We start from the raw sequence: 20,429 nt of genomic DNA, 5'->3' as shown, positions 1-20,429 counted from the left end.
CCTCCCGTACCCATCCCGAACACGGAAGATAAGCTCGCCTGCGTATCGGCAAGTACTGGAGTGGGCGACCCTCTGGAAACGTCGATTCGCCGCTCCTATTCATATCGATATCCAGACAGTAACTACGGCTGGGAGTTCTCTACCTTCTACAAGATCTCACAGGTAGTGGTAGATATTGAGAATGAACCCGGTCAGACTATTCCATAAACACCACAAATATTTCACACACAGCAACCAGATAGCAATTCTTAATCGTGGCCGGCAGAGACAGATGGATAGCGGGATGGGATAGCCAGGAGATTCCGGCGGGCTCATAACCCGCAGATCAGTAGTTCAAATCTACTTCCCGCTATTTCTTGACGTTGAGCAAACTTCTACCGTAATTTAACCGATAAGTTCCCACAGTAATAGATAAATGACCGTCGACAGAGTAAGACTGCCAAATTTGATCAGCATTGACTTTGTACTTTATCGATTTTACACTGGACACACAAGCCGTCAACAAAACACGAAACGCTATCCGAGGGGCAATCATACTCGTCTACATCGGCAGATTGACGGCGCTCTTCTTACCGCCAGACACTTTCCCAGTCATCAATGTCCATGGTTAGGTCTCTCCAACGTGCGAACTCATCAATCAACTCTTCCAAATGATGTTATTCATTGGCACCATGCGAACTAATCAACCAATAAGACTATACTTTCCACTCCTATTCTACTAATATGCCTCAGCGAATAGCTATGGAACCTCAAAATAGTATCAAACTAGTCGAGAGCGAACCAATATCCCAGATTCAGAATGTGGTTCTATATGCAAATTGAGGACACGCGAGCGATTTTCACCGCGATTTTCGCGGGCTCGATCGTCCTCGCCAACGTACTAGCAGCGAAACTGACGTGGGTCGAATTGCCTGTGATCGGTGGTGTTGCGGTCCCAGCAGGATTCGTCGCGTTTGGTGTCGCCTATCTAGCGTCAGACTTGCTTGTCGAGTACCACGGACGCGAGTACGCGGCGTCGGTCGTCAACGGAACTGTTATCACACTCGTTGTGGCGTACACGCTGGTCTTCGTTGCAATTTGGATGCCGACAGCGCCGTTCTACGATGGACAAACGGCATTCGTGGCGACACTTGGGGACTCAGCGTCGATCATTCTAGCGTCCGTCGTGGCGTTAGCAATCGCTCAGCACCTGGATGTTCGACTGTTCTCGAATCTCAAGTCACGAACAGGCGGTCGACATCGATGGATACGCAACTGTGGCTCAACGGCGGTCAGTCAGGGTGTCGACACGGTTGTGTTCATTTCACTCGGATTTGCAATCTTCCCTGCTCTCGGACTCGGCGGTGAACCAACGTGGGGATGGGCACTGCTCTCGATTATCGTTGGCCAGTATCTGGTCAAGTTGCTCGTTGCACTCCTTGACACCGTTCCGTTCTACGCGGTGACGGAAGTTGTTGAACAGAAAGCCTGAGAGGAAATTACGAAACTAAGGATACTATGTGATCTCGGGGTACGACCTCAAAGACTCCAATCAAATCGATTCTTCGACGAACTCAGCGGTGATCTCTGACCGCTGTTCTCGTGCTGCTGCGTCAAGAAGTCGGCTACACACGGAGAGAACCTGACGGATATTCCCTTGGGATCGCTGCAAAATCATGTCCAAGCCGTCCTCCGTGAACGGCTGGACTCCGGATTCTTCCCGTCTACGTTCTTGGTTGAGATACTCCTCGACCAACTCATGGAGATGCTCGTTCGTCAGCGGTCGAAGTGCGACCTCCTGACCGATTCGTTCGCTAAACGCGTGATACTCACTCATCACATCCTGCCACACCTCCGGCGCACACCCAAACAACAGACAGAGTCCATCGCTGTTCTGATCCATCAGATGGCGAATGCTGTTCAGCGTCGCCTGCTCGTCTTTCGACGAAAGCCGGGCGATGCTTTCGAATTCGTCGATGAAGACGAACACAGCCGTATACCCTAACTCGAGCAGCAAGTTCTTCAACGCCGTAAACGCCCGCACGCCCATTGTATCGTCGTCGAGGGCAGTATGGATCTCCATCTCTTTTCTCTGCTCGTATCGAATCCCTTCAGCTGTGAGCCACTGCCAGGCGTACAGATTCGTATCCTCGTACACCATGTGGACGATCGCTCTGGCAAAGTCTGCGAACTGCGTCACGTCGCTCAATCGCTTGATTGCTACGGGAACGATTTCGGAGAGAAGCACGTCCCCATCGTCGATCAGCGAACGCATTGCACTCGCTCCAACTGGATTCGTCTCGGTAACGTCCTGAGCGATCGACGCGAGATACTCGTACGCGATATCTTGTACCTCAGCGAAGCCGAGGTCGTACATGAATTCGTGGTAGATATCGACGAACCCCTCTCCCGGCTGAGCAACGTAGCCAACGACGACGTCGTCTTGATCCCGAAGGAGCGACCGGGTATACTTGAGCGTATGCGATTTGCCGTTGCCGTACTTTCCAGTGACGACGAGGTGTTTCGACTTCCCAGTTGAGAGGGTCGTTGAGACTGTCGAACTGATCGTGTTCGTCGCCTGCTCTTGACCACAGTAAATTTCTGGATCTTCCGCAGGGACGGGACTATACGGGAACGGGTTCCCGGTGAGTCCGAACTGGTCGTAGTCTTGCGTCTCGTCGGTGATGTCGAAGGCTTCGCTCATGGGTCTGGTGTGAACGTAATGTCGCGGTCGTACACTGCGAGGTAGTAGTACTGTTTGTCGAACTGTTCGAGACCGGCCATTACCTGTTGGGTCGATTGCGAGGTCGAGACGAGCGATTCGCCGTCTGTGAGCTCGATCTGCTTGATGCCGAGTGCTGAATCTTTGGCCTCCGTGTCTAATGGAGCTCCCGAGAGTTCGAGTTTGCCAACGTTCTCTTGGCAGAGTTTCGAGAGGCCTCGGTCGAACGCTGCTCGAGGACATCCGAGCCGTTCACAGGTTCGTTCTCGGAGCCGAGGAATCGAGAGGTACCGCTGTCGAAGGTCGACTCCAGCCGTCTCTTCGAGGGCATCGTAGACCTCGAGGAGCACGTACTGGAAATTCGGCGGTACAGCCTCGCGATCGACGGCGTAATAGTCGCCCGTGAAGGCGTTTCGTTGAATCCCACCGAGTCGCTCACCCCAACTGCCAACGACCTCGATTCCAGTCTGGTTGAACGAATAGGGTGAGAACTCGTGTGCCTCTTCGAGGTGGTCGAGCAATTCGCCAGGACCAACCGGCTCGAGTTCGGACAGCGACTCGGTGAAGGCGCCATAATGTGGACTTCGAACGGCTAAGATTTCATCCGCTTTTGCCCAGTTTTCGTTGCGGACCGCGTTCAGGAACTCCTCTCCGACAGGGGTTGTTCGATAGATCGCGTCCTCATCACCTTCTCCATCGTATTCTTCGAGAAGCCCGATCCGAGTCGTCTCGAGGATCGTCTCACGCGCTCGACGATGTGTAATATCCAACGCCTCTTCGACCTCGTCAGTCGTTTTCCCTGCTGTCTCACAGAGATGGGTCAGTTCTGTGAGCCGGCCAAGCGTAACGGGACGGACTGTCGGACGTTCAGACGTCACGCTAACCTCCGAACTTGCTGCTTGGCGATTCTGTACGCCCGTTGTGTCACCTCGTTGCCCTGGAATCTGAGATCGAGATAATTCTCGATATCCTTGCCAGCAGCCGCGACGTACCGAAACCGACGTAACTCCGCTGCCAGGGCCCAGAGATTGTGTCTGACCAATGCGTCGCGATCGTCTCTGATATCATCAAGTGTTCGAGAACCGCAGACGGGACAGGGACAGGGAAGGTATTCGAGTTCGTCGATATTCCACAGTTCTTCGCCGCCGAATCCGGGAAGCAGGTAGTTTCGATTCCCCGCACTTCGAATGAAGGCGGACGAATCGAAACTGTCGACACCGAGATACAGCAAAAGCGGTTGATAGACCAGACCGCCAAGCCCGTAGACGTGAAGGTGTTTGTCCGTCGCAGTTCGTGCGGCTAACACTAGCTTTGTGACTTTTTCGTAATCTGACCGAACAGGAACAAGACTCCCAAGCGCGTAGCCATCAAAATCACCACGACTTTCTAGATACTGGATGCTATTTCGAAGCGTCTCGGGGTCATACCCGTGGACACTTGCGAGCAGAAGTTCGTCGCCATCGTGATGATCACTTGCCTCTAACGCCAGTTCGATGCTCTGCTCGATTCGACGCTGATTCTCCGCTGCTCGGTTCTCTCGCGAGAGGGGGATGTCCACCGTGCCGAAGATGTCCGCGTCGAACAACCGTTGGGTCTCGAGTGTTTCTCGAGGCGTCGTGTCTGGTTCTGTTTGACTGAAATCGTATCCGCCACTATCGGCGTAGACGATCGTATGCTCCGGGACATCCATCTCCTCTCGGAGTGATACTCCATTGGTTAGCCGATTCCACATTGGGTCCCGGTTCCTGATCGCCCGGGCGTTGATCATCGCGGTCGGGAGATCCGGGATCGTCCCTACGTATTCTGGTGTGTTGTCACTCGATCGCTTCCCGAGATTTCGGACGGGAAAGAGAACTGGTGTCTGCAGTTCTCCATGGGGAAGATCGAGCACCCGTTGCCGGTACAGCATCGGGTTTTAGCTCAGCTGGTCGCCTCAAGGTAATGGTCATACTATGACACGAAATGATATATTAGAACTAGATACGGGATCTAGAAATCGGTCAAGTCTTGCTGCGATGTCGGCTCAGAGAGGCACGCCGATTCCACATCGTCGAGTGAATCAGGTTCATTGTCGTAAGCGAGATTGTCCGCGAAGTTTTTCAGGTAGTTCCCCTTGAGCGCGACGACGATCGTCCCTTGTTCCTTCGCTTGTTCGGTGCGTGCTGGAATCGAGATGACATTCTCATATTGATCCGCGAACTCCTCCTGATTGAAGGTCACACCGAGTGTGTCGGCCGGCAACGCAGACAGCACGTCGGACAACTCCAAGGCACGATAGTAATCGCTCCCGAGTGCGAAGAAGACGATATCGTAAGAGGAAGATGTGATTGCGTCACGTGTTCGCTCCGAAATCTCGAGGGAGGCCGACCGTGAGTCAATCTCGCTTGCAGTCATCTCTGCAAAAGTGGCGTTGTACGGTGGGAGTTCCTCACGCTCTGCAACGAGTCCGAATCCGGCACTGATGAAATATCGATCGACGGTATGGCCATCGGCTCGAAGCGAGTCGACCGCTTCACTGATGTACTGCTGCTGTCGGCCTTCGTAGAGCTTTCTCGCCGGTACACTGACAGCATCATCACGAGCACGAAGCTCATCGAGACCTGTGTCGTCGATTTCGGCCGCGTCAAAGACGACGCTTTCGTCCGGGTACGACTTGCTGTTCGAACATTGGTCGATAACGAGTATGTCCATGATCAGAACTCCATCAGCCCCTTTTGTACCATAAACTCCGGCAGGAACTCGCTATCGTATCCAAGGCGGTCGAGAACAGCCGTTCGGAGTTCCTCCGTGTTCTCATACGACTCGACAACGCATCCATTGCGTTCAATCGCCGCAACCACGTCCTGCGAAACCGTCTTCTCTGGGTCGTACAGGAATGCGTTCTGATAGCGTGCACAGAACTCACCGACGGATGCTGTCATGGCTTCCGACTCGTGCGAAACGGCTTCTGGCGGCTCGGCCCACCACTCGTGAACGCCAGTTCCGCTTACTACGCCAATCTCCGCTACTGGTAGATCGTGGACGTCGGCCCAGAAGTCCGTCCGTTCAGTGAGGAGGTGGGTTTCGACCGTACTGGTCTTCGTGATCGTATCTGTCGCTGGCGTTACGACGAGCGTTTTCGGCAGCGCTTCTCGGAACTGATCGTAGAACCGTTTCGTGTTATGGAAGCCGCGGCGCCGGTTGCGATTGTTCGCACGGAAGATCGCGACTTCGATCCCGAATTCCTCACAGATTCGGCAATCGCAGTCTCGCCACGGCTTCTCTCGAAGCAGTGTCTTGTACTCCTCGAGTAGGTTGTCGTCACCGATCCACGACGCGTAATCCTCGACGAGTTGCCAAATCTGATCGAATGTCGCAACCTCTCCTGAATACTCCTCACGCTGCTTGATCTTGTCCGACTTTCTCGGGAACGTTCCCTCGAAATGCTCTCGAGCAGTGTCGATCAATGTTTGGTACTCTTCGAAATCGACCGGCGATTCAGGATCGTCTTCTCGGAGCAGTTTGATTATCTTTTTCCGGAAGGGGCGGCTGAAACTCGCCCGCAGCTCGCGACCGTGGTCGTAGTCATCGCGGAAGTGCTCCTCAATGTCGCGGAGGAGGCGTTGATCATACTCGTCGTCGTGTCGATGGGCTTCTAGATAGGGAGCCAGTTCGTTGAGCGCCTGCTCTGCTTCAGCGGCCCACTCTTTGATCGCTTGTGAGATTGGTTCTTCCTCGTCAAATGCACGAAGCGAGTGAAGCAGTTCTTGCCCACGGAGTGCAGTTTGGATTCGCTTGTCAAGTGGATCCCTGTTCGATCCGAATCGAACACGAAGTGCGTCGTATCGCTGCTCGCTGTCGAGATGATAGTTGTCGCCGCCGGTCCAGGCCGCCCGAAGCATGCTTGCGCTATCGAAACTCGACATCCCGGTTCGGCCGACTGTGTCGAACGCATCGGTTTTTGCGAAGCCGAACACGTGTGTGTCGACTCTCGTCTTGCGCGCTCGCTCGTGTTCTTTCACTGCGTTCCCGACGCCAGTGACGATATCTCGAATTCTGCTGGCATTGGTGCCCGCAACACCACCGATCCCGAGATATTGGTATCCGAGGTCGAGTACCTGATCTGCGGCTTGTGCGTACGACATCGGATCCCAGCCCTGGATCGCAACCATGAGACGGAAGGAATAGTCGTTTGCGTCGTAGAGGTCTTTCATCTCCGCGGCATTGTCGAGAGTCAGCTGGTACCGGAACTCCGTGTCGTCTTCTCGATAGACGGCCCGCGGATCGTCTCGGAGTCGCTCGAGGACGGCAGCTGGCTCGCCTTCGAAGTCTTCCGGCTCAAATGGGGCGACTGACGAGACATTGAAAATTGTCGAGTTGTGGTCGGCAACGTACTCTGGCCACTCCGCCGGCCATTCGTCGATCATAACGTCGACTTCGTCAGTTAATTCTTCAGGAAGGTCACTTGAGGTGAGCGTAGACTCGGCGAACGCACGCTGATCCAGATAGAGCCGAGTTTCGTGATCAGAGCTAAGCACGAGGTGATCGATCGTCACGCCGACCGTGACGTCGAGTTCGTCGTAGAACGCCAGCATCTCGTCGTTCCCATAGGGGGGAAACGGGAGCGATTTGTAACCCCAGGCGCCGCAGTCGCTGATTGTCGGGAGCCAGTCGGGCACGTTGAGTCCCGATTGTTCGTTGTAGACGCCGTGGGATGTGAGTTGGTCGAACTTCGTTGCACTCTCCTCAACTTGTTCGCGTGAAATGAGAACGCCGTCTATCGGGGTCGTTTCGTAGTCAAAGATATCCCAGATATATTGCAACTCTCGCTCGTCTTTCCCGAGCTCAGAATGTTCGTCGTGCTCGAAATCGTAGTGAGCGTCGACGTTATCATCCCATTCAGGGACGTAGAATCTCACAGATGATATTCACCACGAGATGGTTGCCCGCTCTCGCATATGAATCTCCCCACTTGAGTCGCGCTGTCGGCTACCCACGATTGAACTTCTGTCTCTTACCCACAATGGAGCCGCTGTAGTGAGAGAACGGATCAATGAATACGACCACAACTCCCGGTATTCACGGGCCTGAACAGCCGTAAGGATCGATTTCGACGATATCGCACATCCGCATTCGTCCATTCTCTCCGCTGAGATTGCCACCCGAATCGACCCTCACCTCGAGTTTTCGGTCGTAAATCGAAGCTGCGAGCGTCTAAAACGCTTGTTTGGAACACCGCGAACATCTGGGTAAGAGACAGGATTGAACTTGTGGGTTTCCTTCTGCAACAGAGTGATTTTCGGTCCGCAATTTGAATGAGAAAATATGAACCGTCTGGTTAGTCCTGTTTACGTCGATCCTCGTCAGTATACCCTCCAGTCGATCCTTCTCGGCGGGCTTGACTGATCCGTTCCGAGGTCGATTGGTACGCGTTCCGGGCACCTTCTCCGCTGTGATCCATGTCGAGCGATCGGTTTGGATCCATTCCCATACTTGAGGCAGTCAGCGCTGCGTCCTGATTGGCGCCGACGAACAGGAACTCCCAACCGTGCTTCTCCCGACGTTGTTCGACTATATCGCGGACGATGTTTTCGGTGGTTTCGGATGCGTTCTCTTTCCCATCGGTGAGCACGACGACGATCACGTTCGATGGCCGATTGGACTCTTCTATAGTTGCTAGGTAATCAGTAGTCTCATCGATTGCGGTGGCGATAGCATCGTGGAGTGCCGTTCTCCCACTAGGCGTATAGTTGTCGTCAAGTTTCGGTGCGTCTTCGATTGACTCCCCCTCGTAAGCCCGGCTGACGTTTGTGTTGAAATCGTATAACGTTACCGTGGCGGATCCCGGTTCATCCCGCTGCTCCTCAAGGAAACTGTTGAAACCTCCCTTGGTGTCGTCCTCGATCGCTGCCATCGAACCAGACGAGTCCAGAACGAACGTAATGTGTGTCTCCATACAGAGAGTGAATGTCATCAATTCTATTTAAACAGGAAACCCGGATTGAACTGTCACACTTCTGTCCATCGGTGATCATGCCTAAAACCGTCACTCGGTATCTATTTCAGAAACAGCCGTTTGATGAGGGATCGGTATCTTTGTTCTGAGTCGAATTCGACCAATTTTGTCTGATCACTAGTAGCACAACGTTCATAGCGGAGCGCATCTACGCTTCAAATGGCGCGTATAGCGCCATGTAGTGATTGCCGAGAGGCAAACGACACCGTCGATCGGGCTGTTCCCATAGAACAATAGGGAATCAGTGGTCAACGGTGGCCCCTGACGCATAACGGCGAACGGGGCAACGGTTCCACCTATTCTGTGGAGCCGTTTTCCTAAGACTGATCGATAACGAGCAGATGCTCCAACTATTGACTACCAGAACTCAATCAGAGAAAACTGCGACTCTTCGAGTATCGAAATTGAAGATGCTCTGTGCTAAGCGAAAGTATTAATATGAGTCCTTCTGTCTGTGTAGACAGTCACGGACCCCAAAAGGTCCTGCCTCAACCGAATCGGTCTCGCTCAAAAACGAGGCTAATTCGGCAATCACTACACCATGTTCGCCGACAAACCCAGCGTTAAGCCAGCGGTATCGTCCGAAAATCAACTCGGTCCTGAGGGTGCTCTCGAAAAGGCGGACCGCTGTTCTGAATGTGGCGGAGCCATAGCATGTGCGGCTGACGTTGAGCGAGTTTGCGAAGATTGTGGTTTGGTTATTGACGACTCACCGTTGAGTCGACGGCGAGCGCGCGTATTTGATAGCCGAGATTGGCAAACGAAACGACAAACTGGTGGCCAAGAAACGGCACTTCGCGTCGATCGAGGTCTTGGTTCCGGTGTCGGCTGGGGGCGTCGGGATGGGAATGGTAACGTCTTATCAATCAAACAGCGAAATCGCGTACGGACCGGTCACTGGGGAAATGCGATCGAAACCGGGACACTCGGATACGCACTGGGAGAACTCCAGCGAGTCGGAGCTGTCACCGGCATCCCCGAACCGGAGCAAGAGACGGCGGCCCAACTCTACAGACGGGCCTCTGAAGAGGGGCTAGTTCGAGGGCGAACTATCGAGGGGTTCGTCTGTGCGTGTCTGTTGATCGCTGCTCGAGAGTCTGCTGCTTCCATTCCATTGACTAGTGAACGTCTTCTCGCCGCTTCGCGTATCGAGAGTGAAGACAAGATAACTAATGCGAGGACGGCACTCGTTCGGGAGTTCGATGACGTCAAACTGGCCCTTGCAAGCCCGCAGGACTACATCGTTCGGATCGCGAATTTCGTGGGTGCCTCGTACGACGTTCTTCGACGGGCACAGCGACTCCTTGAGGTCTACCAACGGGAGGAAGGGAACTATCGCGGAACTAGTCCGAGGGTGACTGCGGCCGTGTCACTTCATGCATCCTTCGACCAGCTCAGCGTTGAGGATAGGCCGACCCTCGAAGAGTTCGGTCGTGCGGCCGACGTTGACCCGACGACGATCAGTAAGCGTAAGTCGTCGTTCGTGAGTGTCGTCGACTGTTAGGCTGGCCCCTGATTGAAATTCGTACGCGGAGGATTTCTCCTTTATATCCGAGATACGCTTTGATGAAGCACGAAGGAATGACCGACTATGACGCCGAGAAAAGCGACTGTAGACGTTGGATTCAGGACGCACGTGAGTGTCTAAACGCCACTGATCCAGTCCTTCGGGCGTGGGGATACTATGTAACGGAACGATTGGCTGTTACTGAATCTACCACCGTACGTCCCCTAATGACGGACTGCATCGATGCACTCGCCGGTAGTAACCCAGGTGTTCGGATATCCGCTGCTCGAGCGATTGCCGCGTTCGCGTCTGCGTTTCCAGAGGAGATCGGCTCATCGCTCGTACGCACACCCGCTCCGTTCACGGATAACGCTGATAGGGTTCGGGCAAATGTCGTTCGTGCAGTTAGCGTCATCGCCAGCCAAGACCCAAAAGTAGTTATCCCGCTCGTCCCGACCCTCATCGAGCGGCTCGCCGATCCAAACGATGACGTTCGCATCTACAGCGCAACTGCGCTCGCGACACTTGCAGACCACGAGGTGTCAACGGTCATCTCTGCGGCCAGCACAATTGTCGATCGACTTGAGGACGACGTGACCGACGTTCGATTGCACACTGCCGAAGTAGTCGCAGCGGTGGCAGCGGACTCGCCGCGCGTTCTTGAAGCGCATCTCGAACAGTTGCTCGAGGCGAGTCGCACGGAAAGCCCGTGTATTCGACACGCCATGACGTCAGCTCTTGATGATTGTACTAACGTCACGGATGGTCCATGTGTTGTGGAGATGCTCTTCGAGCGACTCTTGGACTCGTATCCAGCGATTCGCGAGACGGCCGCCTCAGCATTGCGTCAGTCAGCCCAACGGTGCCCCTCGTCGATTCGCACTCCCGAAGCGACAGAGTCGTTGATCAGGGCGCTCGCGGATCCCTCTGCGGGAGTGCGAACGAACGCAGCATGGGCTCTCAAACACGTCGGATACGACGAGTACTGCCGCGTGGCGCTCGAGTCAACTGCCGAACCGGCGACCGTCGCTCACGCAATCGCTCAGACGTACCGTTCGACGGCCGATCTCGATCCAGATGCACAGATTGCTGGAGCAAGACGCTGCAGTAACTGTCGAACACCGTTTTCCGAGCCGCAATTCGAGCATCCGAACGTCGTGTGTGAGGAATGTACAGGAGAACTCAGTCCTGTTCAAACCGATTCAGGAAACCGACATGAGATCAGCAACAGGCACACGGACTCCGTGGCCATTTCAATAGGTGGGGCTAAATGCTGGCGACAGGTCCGATTCGGAGAACTCGTTATCATGCGAGACGCACACGATTGCGATACCTATGCGGAATTTTTAGACCGGCACTTCACAAGCGACGGAACGCCAATTCAGTCGGTATGTTTCCCTACTGGTAGCGATGGGAAAGTTTCCGCAAATAATTGAGCCAAATCAAGACTATTATTTTTCGGGTAGCTCCAACGTATCCCAGCCATCTCTCAAAAAGCACTCCCACTCGCTGGGACCCCAACTGCCATGGGCGTCGTCCCCTCGAATAATTTCGTCGAGATCGGTTACAATCCTGGCGATGTACGTAGTGCACCGAATGGGCCCACAATTAGACCGTCTTTGATTTCTATGATGTATTTCTATCCGGTGCTCTCGAGGTGTGTGGATCGCATGCCAATTCCGTCGGCTAACTCCGAACACGCTTTTAACGGCTGTGTTGAATCGCCATACAGCGTTGGATTTCACTGTTTGATGGCCTGCTTGATGTTATAGACGACACACATCAGGGCGATTTCACGGAACTCTCGATACCAGGTACGCGCTCGCACGGCGTAGCCGAGCGAGCGCTTGACGGCTGAATTGACGGTTTCGGTCATTGACCGCTGAGCGTACCGATCGTCGAGGTTCGCGTTTTCGACGCGAACCTCTTCGACAATCTCTCCAGCATCGTTCATTACTGCCACCTGTGAGTACCGTTTGTGGATGTCGATTCCGAGGTACATGGTCTGTTCACCCGGGACGCCAGTGCGTGAAGCAGAGATTCACCTATTCGGGCTTTCCCGGGTGCCGCGCGACGCGGCACCCGGGCTGTAACGCCCATGACTCGGCTTCTTTCGCACACGGACCAGTCAACACAACGTGCTCGATGGCACGGAATAACTGTCGGTCTCTTGCGCCCCATGCTTGGATTACACTCTCATGGAGTAGCAGCGTTTCCGTCGAGTCAACACAGCCGATTATTCTTTAGTCTGATCTTGAATAACTGAAGTACTCGTGGCGTGATGTCTTGTGACATGATTGGGTAGTAAATGTGTCTAATATTCCCGTTACAGGAAGCACAGAGGCGTGATATCCGTCAATATGATAACTGAACTAATGGTACTAAGTAGTGGCGGCCGGTTATCTGTCGATACTTTCTGCCACTTTTGAAATAGGTTAAGTCCTTCTCCAGTACATGCTGTAACGCTAATTCCCGTGCTTCGTCAGACAGTACGGAAGTCCCGTCACCTCGACTGCCTCCACGTCCGGTGCCTTCACTACTGCCTGCCCTTTCCCGAAGTTTGGCAGGTCCTTAGCAAACTCAGACGGAATCGATGAGACGTCGTCGACGACTTCTGACTTAAGACCGAGAAAGATGTTCGTGTTGATCTGCTTGATGACGTCGTCATCGACATCGTCGGGGTTCTGCGTGATGAGACAGAGCCCCAGTTTATACTTCCGTCCCTGTTTGACCGCAGCACGAGCTCGACGAAGGATGTACTCTTCGCGGAGGCTGTCTGCGCTCGAAAAGTAGTTATGCGCTTCGTCAACAGCGACGAGCAGCGGTGTATTCCGGACGGCGGGGTCGACCTGATAGTCGTCGATCTTGTTTTCAATAATGTACGAAAGCAACGAGAGGACTGTGAGACTGTCTTTGCTTCCATTGATGTGGCTCGTCGGGATTACAGTCACCTGACCTTCTCGGAAGACTTCGTCGGAGATGTCTGGGAGGAAGTCCGTTCCTTCGTCGAAGACGTCGTGGAACGTTCCCCTGTCGACACGACGCTGGACGGCGCCCCAGGTGCCACCACCGATATCGTTCTCGGCCCGAAGCCGGCTATTCTCGTCGTCGTGTTCGGTGAGGAATGCGAGGAAGTCCTCGTATGTCGGTCGTGACACGCCGCGGTCACGGTAGCCGCCCTGCTCATCGAAACTCGAGAAGTACGCATCGATGCAATCGATGATCGCTCCTCGAGTAATCTCTGTCGGCTGGTACGGCATCAACAGATCCGGTCGGCCGCGAACGACTTCGAACGGGATCGAGAGTTCGCGACTCTCTGTCGTCGACGGTGCGTTCGTTCCAGCTACCTGTGGCACGAAGACCTCGAGGTTGTCGACGCCACCATGCTTCACTCCGTGTCGCCGAAGCGTTCGCTCGATCACTTCATCGTTTGCGATCGCCGAGTTGTCCTTGCCCATCTCCCAGTACTCGTTCTCGGGATCGATGATAACGAGGTTCAACCGACGCTGTTGCTCTTCACCGGTGTCGTGATGCCGGATCGGGTAGCGCTTCTCGGAGACGAACTGACGGAGGACGTTCTTGGTGAAGTGAGTCTTCCCCTTTCCGGTCGAACCGGCAACGAGCGCGTGACGGAAGACAGCCGGTTCTCCGTCTTCGATCTCTCCTGTCTCACGATCAATACCGGGATTGCTGAGGTAATAGGGAAACTTCTCGCCGTCCACGGTCATCGCGTCACCGCCGACAGAAAGCCACCCGGCGAAAATTCCATCTCCGGGGATATTGAGACCGGTACGGAGGCAATCCTCACTACGGGCAAGTCGTGCCGGCGAGTTCGGCTTCGGAATACGGTTGACGATTCCGCTCTCGACATCGTCAGTTCCAACGTCATGGAGGATCGCAAGCGGTTCTAACTCGGCAATTTGGACGTATTCGGACTCGTCGAGGTCGGCGTATGCACTGATCTGGTTGTGAGCGTCCGACTTGTCGTCGAGGTCAGTGTACGGCTCGTATCGAAGTGTGTCCGTGACCGCGAACAGTTCGGAGTCGTCGTCCGGATACGGGATCTGGACGTAGTCACCGAGCCGGATGTCGTCCCGGTCTTCGGTTCGGACGAACGTGTTTACCTGGTAGTCACGGCGGCTGACGTGGATCTCCTCGCTCGCGACAACGTGACCGAACTCGTCGTCGGACGGTTCGGTCACGCCACTCGGAACGCTTCGTTCGGGTACTTCCGTGTCGTCGGGTTGGTCTGCTTCCTTGTCTCTGTTGATGGAAGTACCGGACGAGTCGCGCGTCTCAGTATGGTCGTCTGCGATCGGGTCGTTCTCGAGGATGTCGTCGATATTGTCACTCATAGTTGCGGCTGTCTTCGAGGTGGCTCCAGCGGCCATCGCGGTTGTAATCGAACGCTGGCTCGACGGTCTGGAGCGCGTCGCGGATCGTTTCGCGATTATCCGGGCTAATGCGTGCGATGCGGTCGGCGCGTGCCACGGCACGCGGGACATCACTCTGCCGAGCGATCTCCTTGAGCGCCTTCAGACGGATCTGGTCACGCCGGTCCTCGTCGGTGAGGAAGAGAGCGGGCGTTTCGATCCTGAACACGTTTCCCGTCTTTGGCGTTCGGACGTAGCAGAACGCGCGTCGATAGTCGTCAGGCTGCCCGTGGCTGAGTTCGTCGGAGACGGCCTCGAGCAGATCAAACGAGTCACCACGCAGTTCGACGTCCGTCTGCACGAACCACGATGTGTACGTTAGGTGGTCGAGACTGGGATCCCGGAGTACCTCCCCAATGAACTGGTTGTCACGTAGCCACGGGACGTCACGGAGCGTGCCGTGGGGACCACGTAGCTCGTTCGCTTTGATTTTCTCTCGAAGCGACTCGGTGACTTCGCCCATAGAGGACGTTTTCACGACGCCGAGGACCGGCACATCGAGTTCGTAGCAGGTATCAATGACTGCGACGTAGTTCTTGATCACCTCCGTCGGGAGGTCCCAACTTCCAACGGGTGCTCCCTGTCCGGACCGCTCGAGTAGCGTCCAGTAGATAACGCTCAGTGGATAGACGGAGCCGTCGAGGAACAACGGCCCGTCGACAGCATCGAGACACCGACGTGCGTGTTTTCCCTCGGCGAGTCGCTGCACCGTCGAGGTGAGGATCGACGTCACGTTGGTCCGCTGTCGCATCTCCGGAATGCGGACGATCTCACCCTCGATACTGCCCTGTTCGATGGTCTCCTGATGGAGCGTGACGTCGTCGTCCTCGAGGTAGACGCCGGTCACGACGGTGCCCTGCTGTTCGGGCTCTCGATCGGCGTCGGCGCCGCTCACACCGAGTTTGGCGTGGGCCGTGTCGACGATTAGGCCGTTGTTGTACTCGAGCGGGCGCGTAGTACTGGCGTCGACACCGTAGGTCGGTCCGTCCCACGGATCGTCGGCCCACGTGCCGAGTTCCGCCTTGCGCGTCTTGGAGTATGAGAGGTCGCTCAGCGGTTCGACGGTTCCACCAGTGTGGCCGAGAAGGTCGAACAATTCCCGGGCGTGCGCTGCTTGATCCGCGACGCTGCGCGGAACACCGGCGTCGACGTGCTCGGCGAGTTCCTGGATGACGCCGAACGCACGCTCGTCCATTCAATCATCACCCAGCGTACGACCGACCGTTCGCACGTCGACAGTGCTGGCGTTCGTCTCCTCGTCGATACTGACGACGCACTCGCGTTCTGCGCCCTGAATCAGCCGTTCGTCGTGTGAGACGACGATCACCTGCGGCACGTCCCAGTCGGTGATGCTGTCGAGCATCTGCTCGAGGCGACCGACGTGGCCTTCGTCGAGGAACGTCGTCGGCTCGTCGAGGATGAACGGCGGGAGTCGACCGCTGTCGCCATCTCGCATCTCAGCGATGAGTTTATAGATGCCGGCGCGAAGTGCGAGGTTGACGATTGCCCGTTCACCGCCACTCGCGTTACTCGGATGCTCGAGCGTGCCATCGTCTCGGAGGAGTTGGATGGCGTACGGCGTCCCGTCGGGACCCTCGTCGAGGATACGAACCTGCTGGTAGCTACTGTTCTTATAAATATCGCTGAATATATCGTTCGTGTACTCGTTGACGTACGCGAGGTACTGCTCGCGGAGGTCCGATTTTGTGCCCTGATACACGTGCATCATCTTCTCGAACTCATCAGCGCGATCCTGTGCCCACTCGCGTTTTTCCTCCGCGAGTTCGAGACGATCGTGGAACCGCTGGAGCTGTTCGAGTTCGTTTTCGAGAACATCCCGGTCCGACCTGAGCGACTGAAGTTTCGATTCGAGGTCGTCGGCCGTCTCCTCTCGCTGCTCGATTCGGTCTTCGACGGACTCGAGGTTCGCTTGCGTTTCTTCGATGTCTGTCTCTCCGAGTTCCTTCTCGAGGTCTTCGATTTCGTCTTCGACGTCAGAAATCTGCTCATTTAGCGTCTCGATGGTGTCGCGAGCGTGACCGATGTCCTGCTGGTGACTGTGGATATCGCTTTCGAGGTCATCGATCGCGTCGTACGCGTCTACTGCCTCGGCGACGAGTTCGAGCTGCTCGTTCGCTGTCTCGATGGCGTTTTCAGCAGCAGCAAGGTTAGCTTCGGCATCCGTGACCGCCTCCTGCTGTGTTTCGATCTGCTCCGACAGCTCGTTGAGCTCCGTCTCCAGGCTCTCGAGTTCGGGTTCCGTGTCGGCATACTCTTCTTGAAGGTCTGAGAGCTCGTCGACACGATCCTCGTGTCGGTCGCGCAGTTGGTCGATGGTGTCGAAAGCGTCGACAACGGCGTCACCCTCCTCGATACGCGTCTCTAGCTCCGCGATTTCCGTCGAAATCTCGTCGAGTTCGTTCTCGAGGTCGTCGACGGCAGCCTCCGTTTCTTCGAGGTCGCTCTCTGCGTCGGCCAGCGCTTCCTGCTCCTCGTTCAGTTCGTCTTGGAGCGTCTCGAGTTCGTCTTCCAGTTCCTCGACCCGGTCCGCTGTCGCTTTCACAGTCTCGGTACGGAACTCTCGGAGCTCGATCCCCTCCGCTCGGAGAGCATCGAGTTCGTCACGACGGGTGATATGATCGTCACGCTCCTGCTTCGCCGTTTCGAGTTTCGTTTCCAGCTCTGCGATCTTCGTCGAAATCTCGTCGAGTTCGTTCTCGAGGTGGTCAGCGTCGACCGTCTGACCACACTTCGGACACGTCGCGAGACCGTCCAACGACTCCAATTCCTCTTGGTCCTCTTCGAGACTCGTTTTCCGCGTAGCGAGTTCCGTGACTCTGCCGTTCGCCTCCTCGATTGAGTTTTGGATCTCAGCTTTGGCCTCGGGAATCAGATCGTCGATGACCGTGCTGAGCGTATCGGCAGCGATGTCGATGTCGAACTCCGTGAGTTCGTCGGCGAGATCGTCCAGATCGGCCTCGAACTGCTCTCGGTCGCTTTCGAGTCCGCCACGAGCGGACGAGAGCTCCGATTCCACCTCATCGATTTGCTCTTCGATCCCGTTGATCTCTGCCTCTACGGCTTCGACATCCGTGCGAGCGTCCGCAATGTTGTCTTGTTTGGCCTCGAGTGATGCCGTCTTGGCAGCGTGCTCCTCGGACCAGTCGTTCTTCTGTTCGATGAGGTCGTCTTTATATGATTCGACGATGTCCAAGGTGTCGTCGGTTACCGAGTCCGGACAGTGTTCATCGGACAGGTACTCCTCCGTAGACGCGTTGCGGTCGTCCACGGCCTCCAAGAGTTCGTCTTCGAGTGCGTCGACATCACTTTCTGTCTCGTCGACATCTTCTTCGAGAGCCGACAGTGATTCTTCGATCTCGTTGCGGTCTTCACAGAGTTGCTCACGCTCGTCGCGAAGACGATCGAGTTCATCTTCCGCTTGCTCCAGGGCGTTCTCTCGGTCCTGTCGCTCGACTTTCGCCGTCTCGACGGCATTTCGTGCGGCCTCGAGGGTCTTTTCGGCGTTAGATTCTGTAGCGAGATCGACCTCGATCGGGTCGGTCGTCGCAGGCGTCTCGAACTCCACGAGGGCGTTCGTTTTCTCCTCGATTCGGTCTTGGAGATTCTCGATTTCGTCCTCGGCGGCTTCAATCACTGCGTCTGCCTCCTCGATATCTTGTTGTTTGGTAGCCCGTTCCTCGAGGAGCTCTTCACGCCTCTCTTTCGCCTCACCGAGGTCCGTTTCCAGCTCGTCGTGGTCCTCAATTGCGTCCTGGAGTTCCCGTTTTGCGTCCTGGAGTTCCTCGAGGTACTCGTTGATCTCTTCCAGCTCGGATTCCGTCTCCGCAATCACTGCTTGCTTCTTTGCGAGTTCGGATTCGTACCCCTCGATGTCGTAGTCGAACTCCTCGTCGATAGTCTCGCGGTGGTTTTCCACCGCCTGCTCGTTCTCGGTGACGAGGCGGTTCGCTGCGCGACGTGCGCCTTTCATCCGGTAGCGGTAGCGGTCGATCCGATCGAGTCCGAGTAGATCGTCGATGAGCTCTGCACGGGCGTTGTCGTCGAACAGACGGTCGACCTCGCCCTGCTGGACGTACACCGAGCGGGAGAAGCTGTCCTCGTCCATACCGACGACATCGATGACCTCCGATCGAACGTTTCGGATCCCGGATTTCGGTTCCTCAAGCGCTGAAGACGCGATCTCAGCGCTGTTCTGTCTGGTCGTATTGATCGTCCACGTGACCGTATACGGAACGTTCTCGACCTCGAAGGTGAGTTCGATTTCACCCTCTTCCGTCCCTCGACGAACGATATCGTCGAGGTTGAAATCGTTCGAGCCGACGTTACGGATCTTCGAAAGGAACAGACCGCCGAAGATCGACATCAACAACGTCGTCTTGCCTGCACCGTTGTCGCCACGAACGAGGACCGTTCCGTCCGGGAATTCGATCGTTTCGTCGCTGTAGCTCCGGATGTTCCGTAGCCGCAGTTCCGTGATTTTCATTCGTCTCCCTCCGTTGTCACAGTTGTGTCGTGGTTCTCGTTCGGCTCTCCGATGTCGTCAAAGGCCGCTTGCTGTGCGTCTCGAAGATCGGGTTCGAGGTCGTCCGCTGCTCCGCCGACAGTGTCGTTGAGCCCGTCCCCTTCGCGAACCCGACCGTCGATGTCGAGCGCCACCTCTGAGAGGTCCTCGTCTGCCAGCCGCTCTTCGATAGCACTGTCAAGTCCCTGGAGCGACATCGCCTCGATCGAGTCGACGTCGATATCGACACGCCCACGGTTGTCGTCGACGCTCACAACGGCGGCGCCGGCGTCGCGGGCCATTTGGATCACTTCATTTGCGGTGACGGCACCGCGCTCGCCGGTCAACTCGACCTTTGCAACAGCGTTCTCGAGATCACGTCGGTCGAGCACGTCTCGGACGTGGTCCGCGCCGTCGTCCTCACTGAACGCAATATGGAACACCGACCACGGGCGCGTCTCAAGTTCCAGTTGCCGGCGAGTGAGCTCTCCGTCGTCGATTTCGAGCAACTGGACGAGGCCAGTCTCCAATTGATCCTTCGCACAGCGCTCGGTCGCGCTCGCGTACCAGACATCCGTCCCGTCGACGTGTGCGCTCTTCGGTTGGTGGAGGTCGCCGAGTGCAAGGCCGTCAAGTTCGACGTTGACGCGCTCGAGGACATCCTCTACGGAATGATTGGCGACGATTTCTTCTGCAGGTGGCTCGAGCAGTTCGTGCATACAAAGGATCGAACACTCGGCGTCTTCCGGTGACGCTTCGAGGCCGAAGTCGGCTGTGTCCCAGACACTCGGGCGGACCGCATCGATACCATAGAGCGCCACATCACCGACGACTGTAGGCTCTCGATCGAGCCGAGTCACGGCGTTCGTACGCCGAAGGAGGTCGAGCCACTGATCATCGTTCTTCCGTTCGTGATTTCCTACAATCCCGTAGAACGGAATTCCGCGTTCCTCAAGTGGTTCAAGTGCGTCAGCACAACGCATAACCGTTGGGAGAGACGGCACAGGATCATCGAATAAGTCCCCGGTATGGATTACGGCGTCAACATCACGCTCGGCCGCGAGATTGATTGCCTGATCGAAGGTGTCTGCAAAGTCGTCGCGTCGGACATCTGAACCGTATTGACGCTTCCCAAGGTGGGTATCGCTGATATGTAAGAGTCGTGTTTCAGGCACGTTAACTATACAGACAAATTATGGTATATAAATGAGAAATGGTTCGGCTAGTAGTGACCTCGACTATCCGATGTGAGCGGGCAGTTTCAGAGAATT

Annotated in this window: 13 protein-coding genes, 1 tRNA gene, 1 rRNA gene and 2 pseudogenes; 6 read left to right on the top strand and 11 right to left on the bottom strand. The window is 55.6% G+C overall.

Translation table 11 applies throughout. The features are described from left to right. The 3 genes from rrf to BSG09_RS13255 form a co-directional block, all read left to right on the top strand. Positions 1-98: ribosomal RNA gene (gene rrf / locus BSG09_RS13265) — 5S ribosomal RNA — on the top strand; the annotation flags it as partial. Between the two features lie 179 nt (positions 99-277). Beyond that, positions 278-352, top strand: a tRNA-Met gene (locus BSG09_RS13260). A gap of 459 nt (positions 353-811) precedes the next feature. After that, on the top strand, positions 812-1,471 hold the full coding sequence (locus BSG09_RS13255; protein ID WP_092933895.1) for a queuosine precursor transporter: 660 nt from the start codon (positions 812-814) through the stop codon (positions 1,469-1,471). Positions 1,472-1,531: 60 nt separating this feature from the next. On the opposite strand, the gene BSG09_RS13250 is transcribed toward BSG09_RS13255, so the two are convergent. From BSG09_RS13250 to BSG09_RS13225, 6 genes are all read right to left on the bottom strand, one after another. Next, positions 1,532-2,683, bottom strand: a complete 1,152-nt coding sequence (locus BSG09_RS13250) for a BREX system ATP-binding domain-containing protein (RefSeq protein WP_092933882.1) — start codon at positions 2,681-2,683, stop codon at positions 1,532-1,534. Next, a complete protein-coding gene (locus BSG09_RS13245; RefSeq protein ID WP_092933880.1) occupies positions 2,680-3,579 on the bottom strand; it encodes a hypothetical protein in 900 nt (299 codons plus the stop codon). Before BSG09_RS13245 ends, BSG09_RS13250 begins: the two co-directional genes overlap by 4 nt. Beyond that, a complete protein-coding gene (locus BSG09_RS13240; protein WP_175542204.1) occupies positions 3,576-4,610 on the bottom strand; it encodes a tRNA-guanine transglycosylase in 1,035 nt (344 codons plus the stop codon). Before BSG09_RS13240 ends, BSG09_RS13245 begins: the two co-directional genes overlap by 4 nt. Positions 4,611-4,690: 80 nt before the next feature. Further along, positions 4,691-5,392, bottom strand: a complete 702-nt coding sequence (locus tag BSG09_RS13235) for a hypothetical protein (protein WP_092933876.1) — start codon at positions 5,390-5,392, stop codon at positions 4,691-4,693. Positions 5,393-5,394: 2 nt separating this feature from the next. After that, positions 5,395-7,599 (bottom strand): queuine tRNA-ribosyltransferase tRNA-guanine transglycosylase, encoded by a 2,205-nt coding sequence (locus BSG09_RS13230; protein WP_092933874.1) that lies wholly within the window; start codon positions 7,597-7,599, stop codon positions 5,395-5,397. 419 nt (positions 7,600-8,018) lie between these two features. Then, positions 8,019-8,636 (bottom strand): vWA domain-containing protein, encoded by a 618-nt coding sequence (locus BSG09_RS13225; protein WP_092933872.1) that lies wholly within the window; start codon positions 8,634-8,636, stop codon positions 8,019-8,021. Between the two features lie 601 nt (positions 8,637-9,237). Here BSG09_RS13225 and BSG09_RS21735 point away from each other — a divergent pair. The 3 genes and pseudogenes from BSG09_RS21735 to BSG09_RS21730 form a co-directional block, all read left to right on the top strand. Continuing rightward, a pseudogene (locus BSG09_RS21735) lies at positions 9,238-9,789 on the top strand (transcription initiation factor IIB family protein); the annotation flags it as partial. Between the two features lie 21 nt (positions 9,790-9,810). Further along, entirely contained in the window at positions 9,811-10,200 is a 390-nt protein-coding gene (locus tag BSG09_RS21310) for a transcription initiation factor IIB family protein (RefSeq protein WP_242611758.1), read from the top strand. Positions 10,201-10,262: 62 nt separating this feature from the next. After that, complete coding sequence (locus BSG09_RS21730) at positions 10,263-11,639, top strand: sister chromatid cohesion protein PDS5 (protein ID WP_092933868.1); 1,377 nt, start codon at positions 10,263-10,265, stop codon at positions 11,637-11,639. 305 nt (positions 11,640-11,944) lie between these two features. Here the strand turns inward: BSG09_RS21730 and BSG09_RS21115 are convergent. The 5 genes and pseudogenes from BSG09_RS21115 to BSG09_RS13190 form a co-directional block, all read right to left on the bottom strand. Further along, positions 11,945-12,115: pseudogene (locus tag BSG09_RS21115) on the bottom strand (IS5/IS1182 family transposase); the annotation flags it as partial. Between the two features lie 553 nt (positions 12,116-12,668). Next, positions 12,669-14,558: an ATP-binding protein gene (locus tag BSG09_RS13205; protein ID WP_092933863.1), complete on the bottom strand. Its 1,890-nt coding sequence runs from the start codon at positions 14,556-14,558 to the stop codon at positions 12,669-12,671. Then, positions 14,551-15,831, bottom strand: coding sequence for a DNA double-strand break repair nuclease NurA (locus BSG09_RS13200; RefSeq protein WP_092933861.1), 1,281 nt, complete (start codon positions 15,829-15,831; stop codon positions 14,551-14,553). Before BSG09_RS13200 ends, BSG09_RS13205 begins: the two co-directional genes overlap by 8 nt. Continuing rightward, on the bottom strand, positions 15,832-19,140 hold the full coding sequence (locus BSG09_RS13195) for an AAA family ATPase (protein ID WP_139246219.1): 3,309 nt from the start codon (positions 19,138-19,140) through the stop codon (positions 15,832-15,834). Then, a complete protein-coding gene (locus BSG09_RS13190; RefSeq protein WP_130502043.1) occupies positions 19,137-20,333 on the bottom strand; it encodes a metallophosphoesterase in 1,197 nt (398 codons plus the stop codon). The genes BSG09_RS13195 and BSG09_RS13190 overlap by 4 nt, the downstream gene beginning before the upstream one ends. Positions 20,334-20,429 lie beyond the last annotated feature (96 nt).

This window comes from Natrinema hispanicum (genome assembly GCF_900111485.1).
Lineage (GTDB): Archaea > Halobacteriota > Halobacteria > Halobacteriales > Natrialbaceae > Natrinema > Natrinema hispanicum_A.
The sequence above is the reverse complement of the archived record's forward strand: the minus strand, read 5'-3'. Positions and strand labels throughout refer to the sequence as shown.

Excerpts from the sequence above, each read along its gene's own strand:
- BSG09_RS13250 (WP_092933882.1), bottom strand. The coding sequence starts at position 2,683 with ATGAGCGAAGCCTTCGACATCACCGACGAGACGCAAGACTACGACCAG.
- BSG09_RS13195 (WP_139246219.1), bottom strand. The coding sequence starts at position 19,140 with ATGAAAATCACGGAACTGCGGCTACGGAACATCCGGAGCTACAGCGAC.
- BSG09_RS13200 (WP_092933861.1), bottom strand. The coding sequence starts at position 15,831 with ATGGACGAGCGTGCGTTCGGCGTCATCCAGGAACTCGCCGAGCACGTC.
- BSG09_RS13225 (WP_092933872.1), bottom strand. The coding sequence starts at position 8,636 with ATGGAGACACACATTACGTTCGTTCTGGACTCGTCTGGTTCGATGGCA.
- BSG09_RS21730 (WP_092933868.1), top strand. The coding sequence starts at position 10,263 with ATGAAGCACGAAGGAATGACCGACTATGACGCCGAGAAAAGCGACTGT.
- BSG09_RS13255 (WP_092933895.1), top strand. The coding sequence starts at position 812 with ATGCAAATTGAGGACACGCGAGCGATTTTCACCGCGATTTTCGCGGGC.
- BSG09_RS13240 (WP_175542204.1), bottom strand. The coding sequence starts at position 4,610 with ATGCTGTACCGGCAACGGGTGCTCGATCTTCCCCATGGAGAACTGCAG.
- BSG09_RS13205 (WP_092933863.1), bottom strand. The coding sequence starts at position 14,558 with ATGAGTGACAATATCGACGACATCCTCGAGAACGACCCGATCGCAGAC.
- BSG09_RS13235 (WP_092933876.1), bottom strand. The coding sequence starts at position 5,392 with ATGGACATACTCGTTATCGACCAATGTTCGAACAGCAAGTCGTACCCG.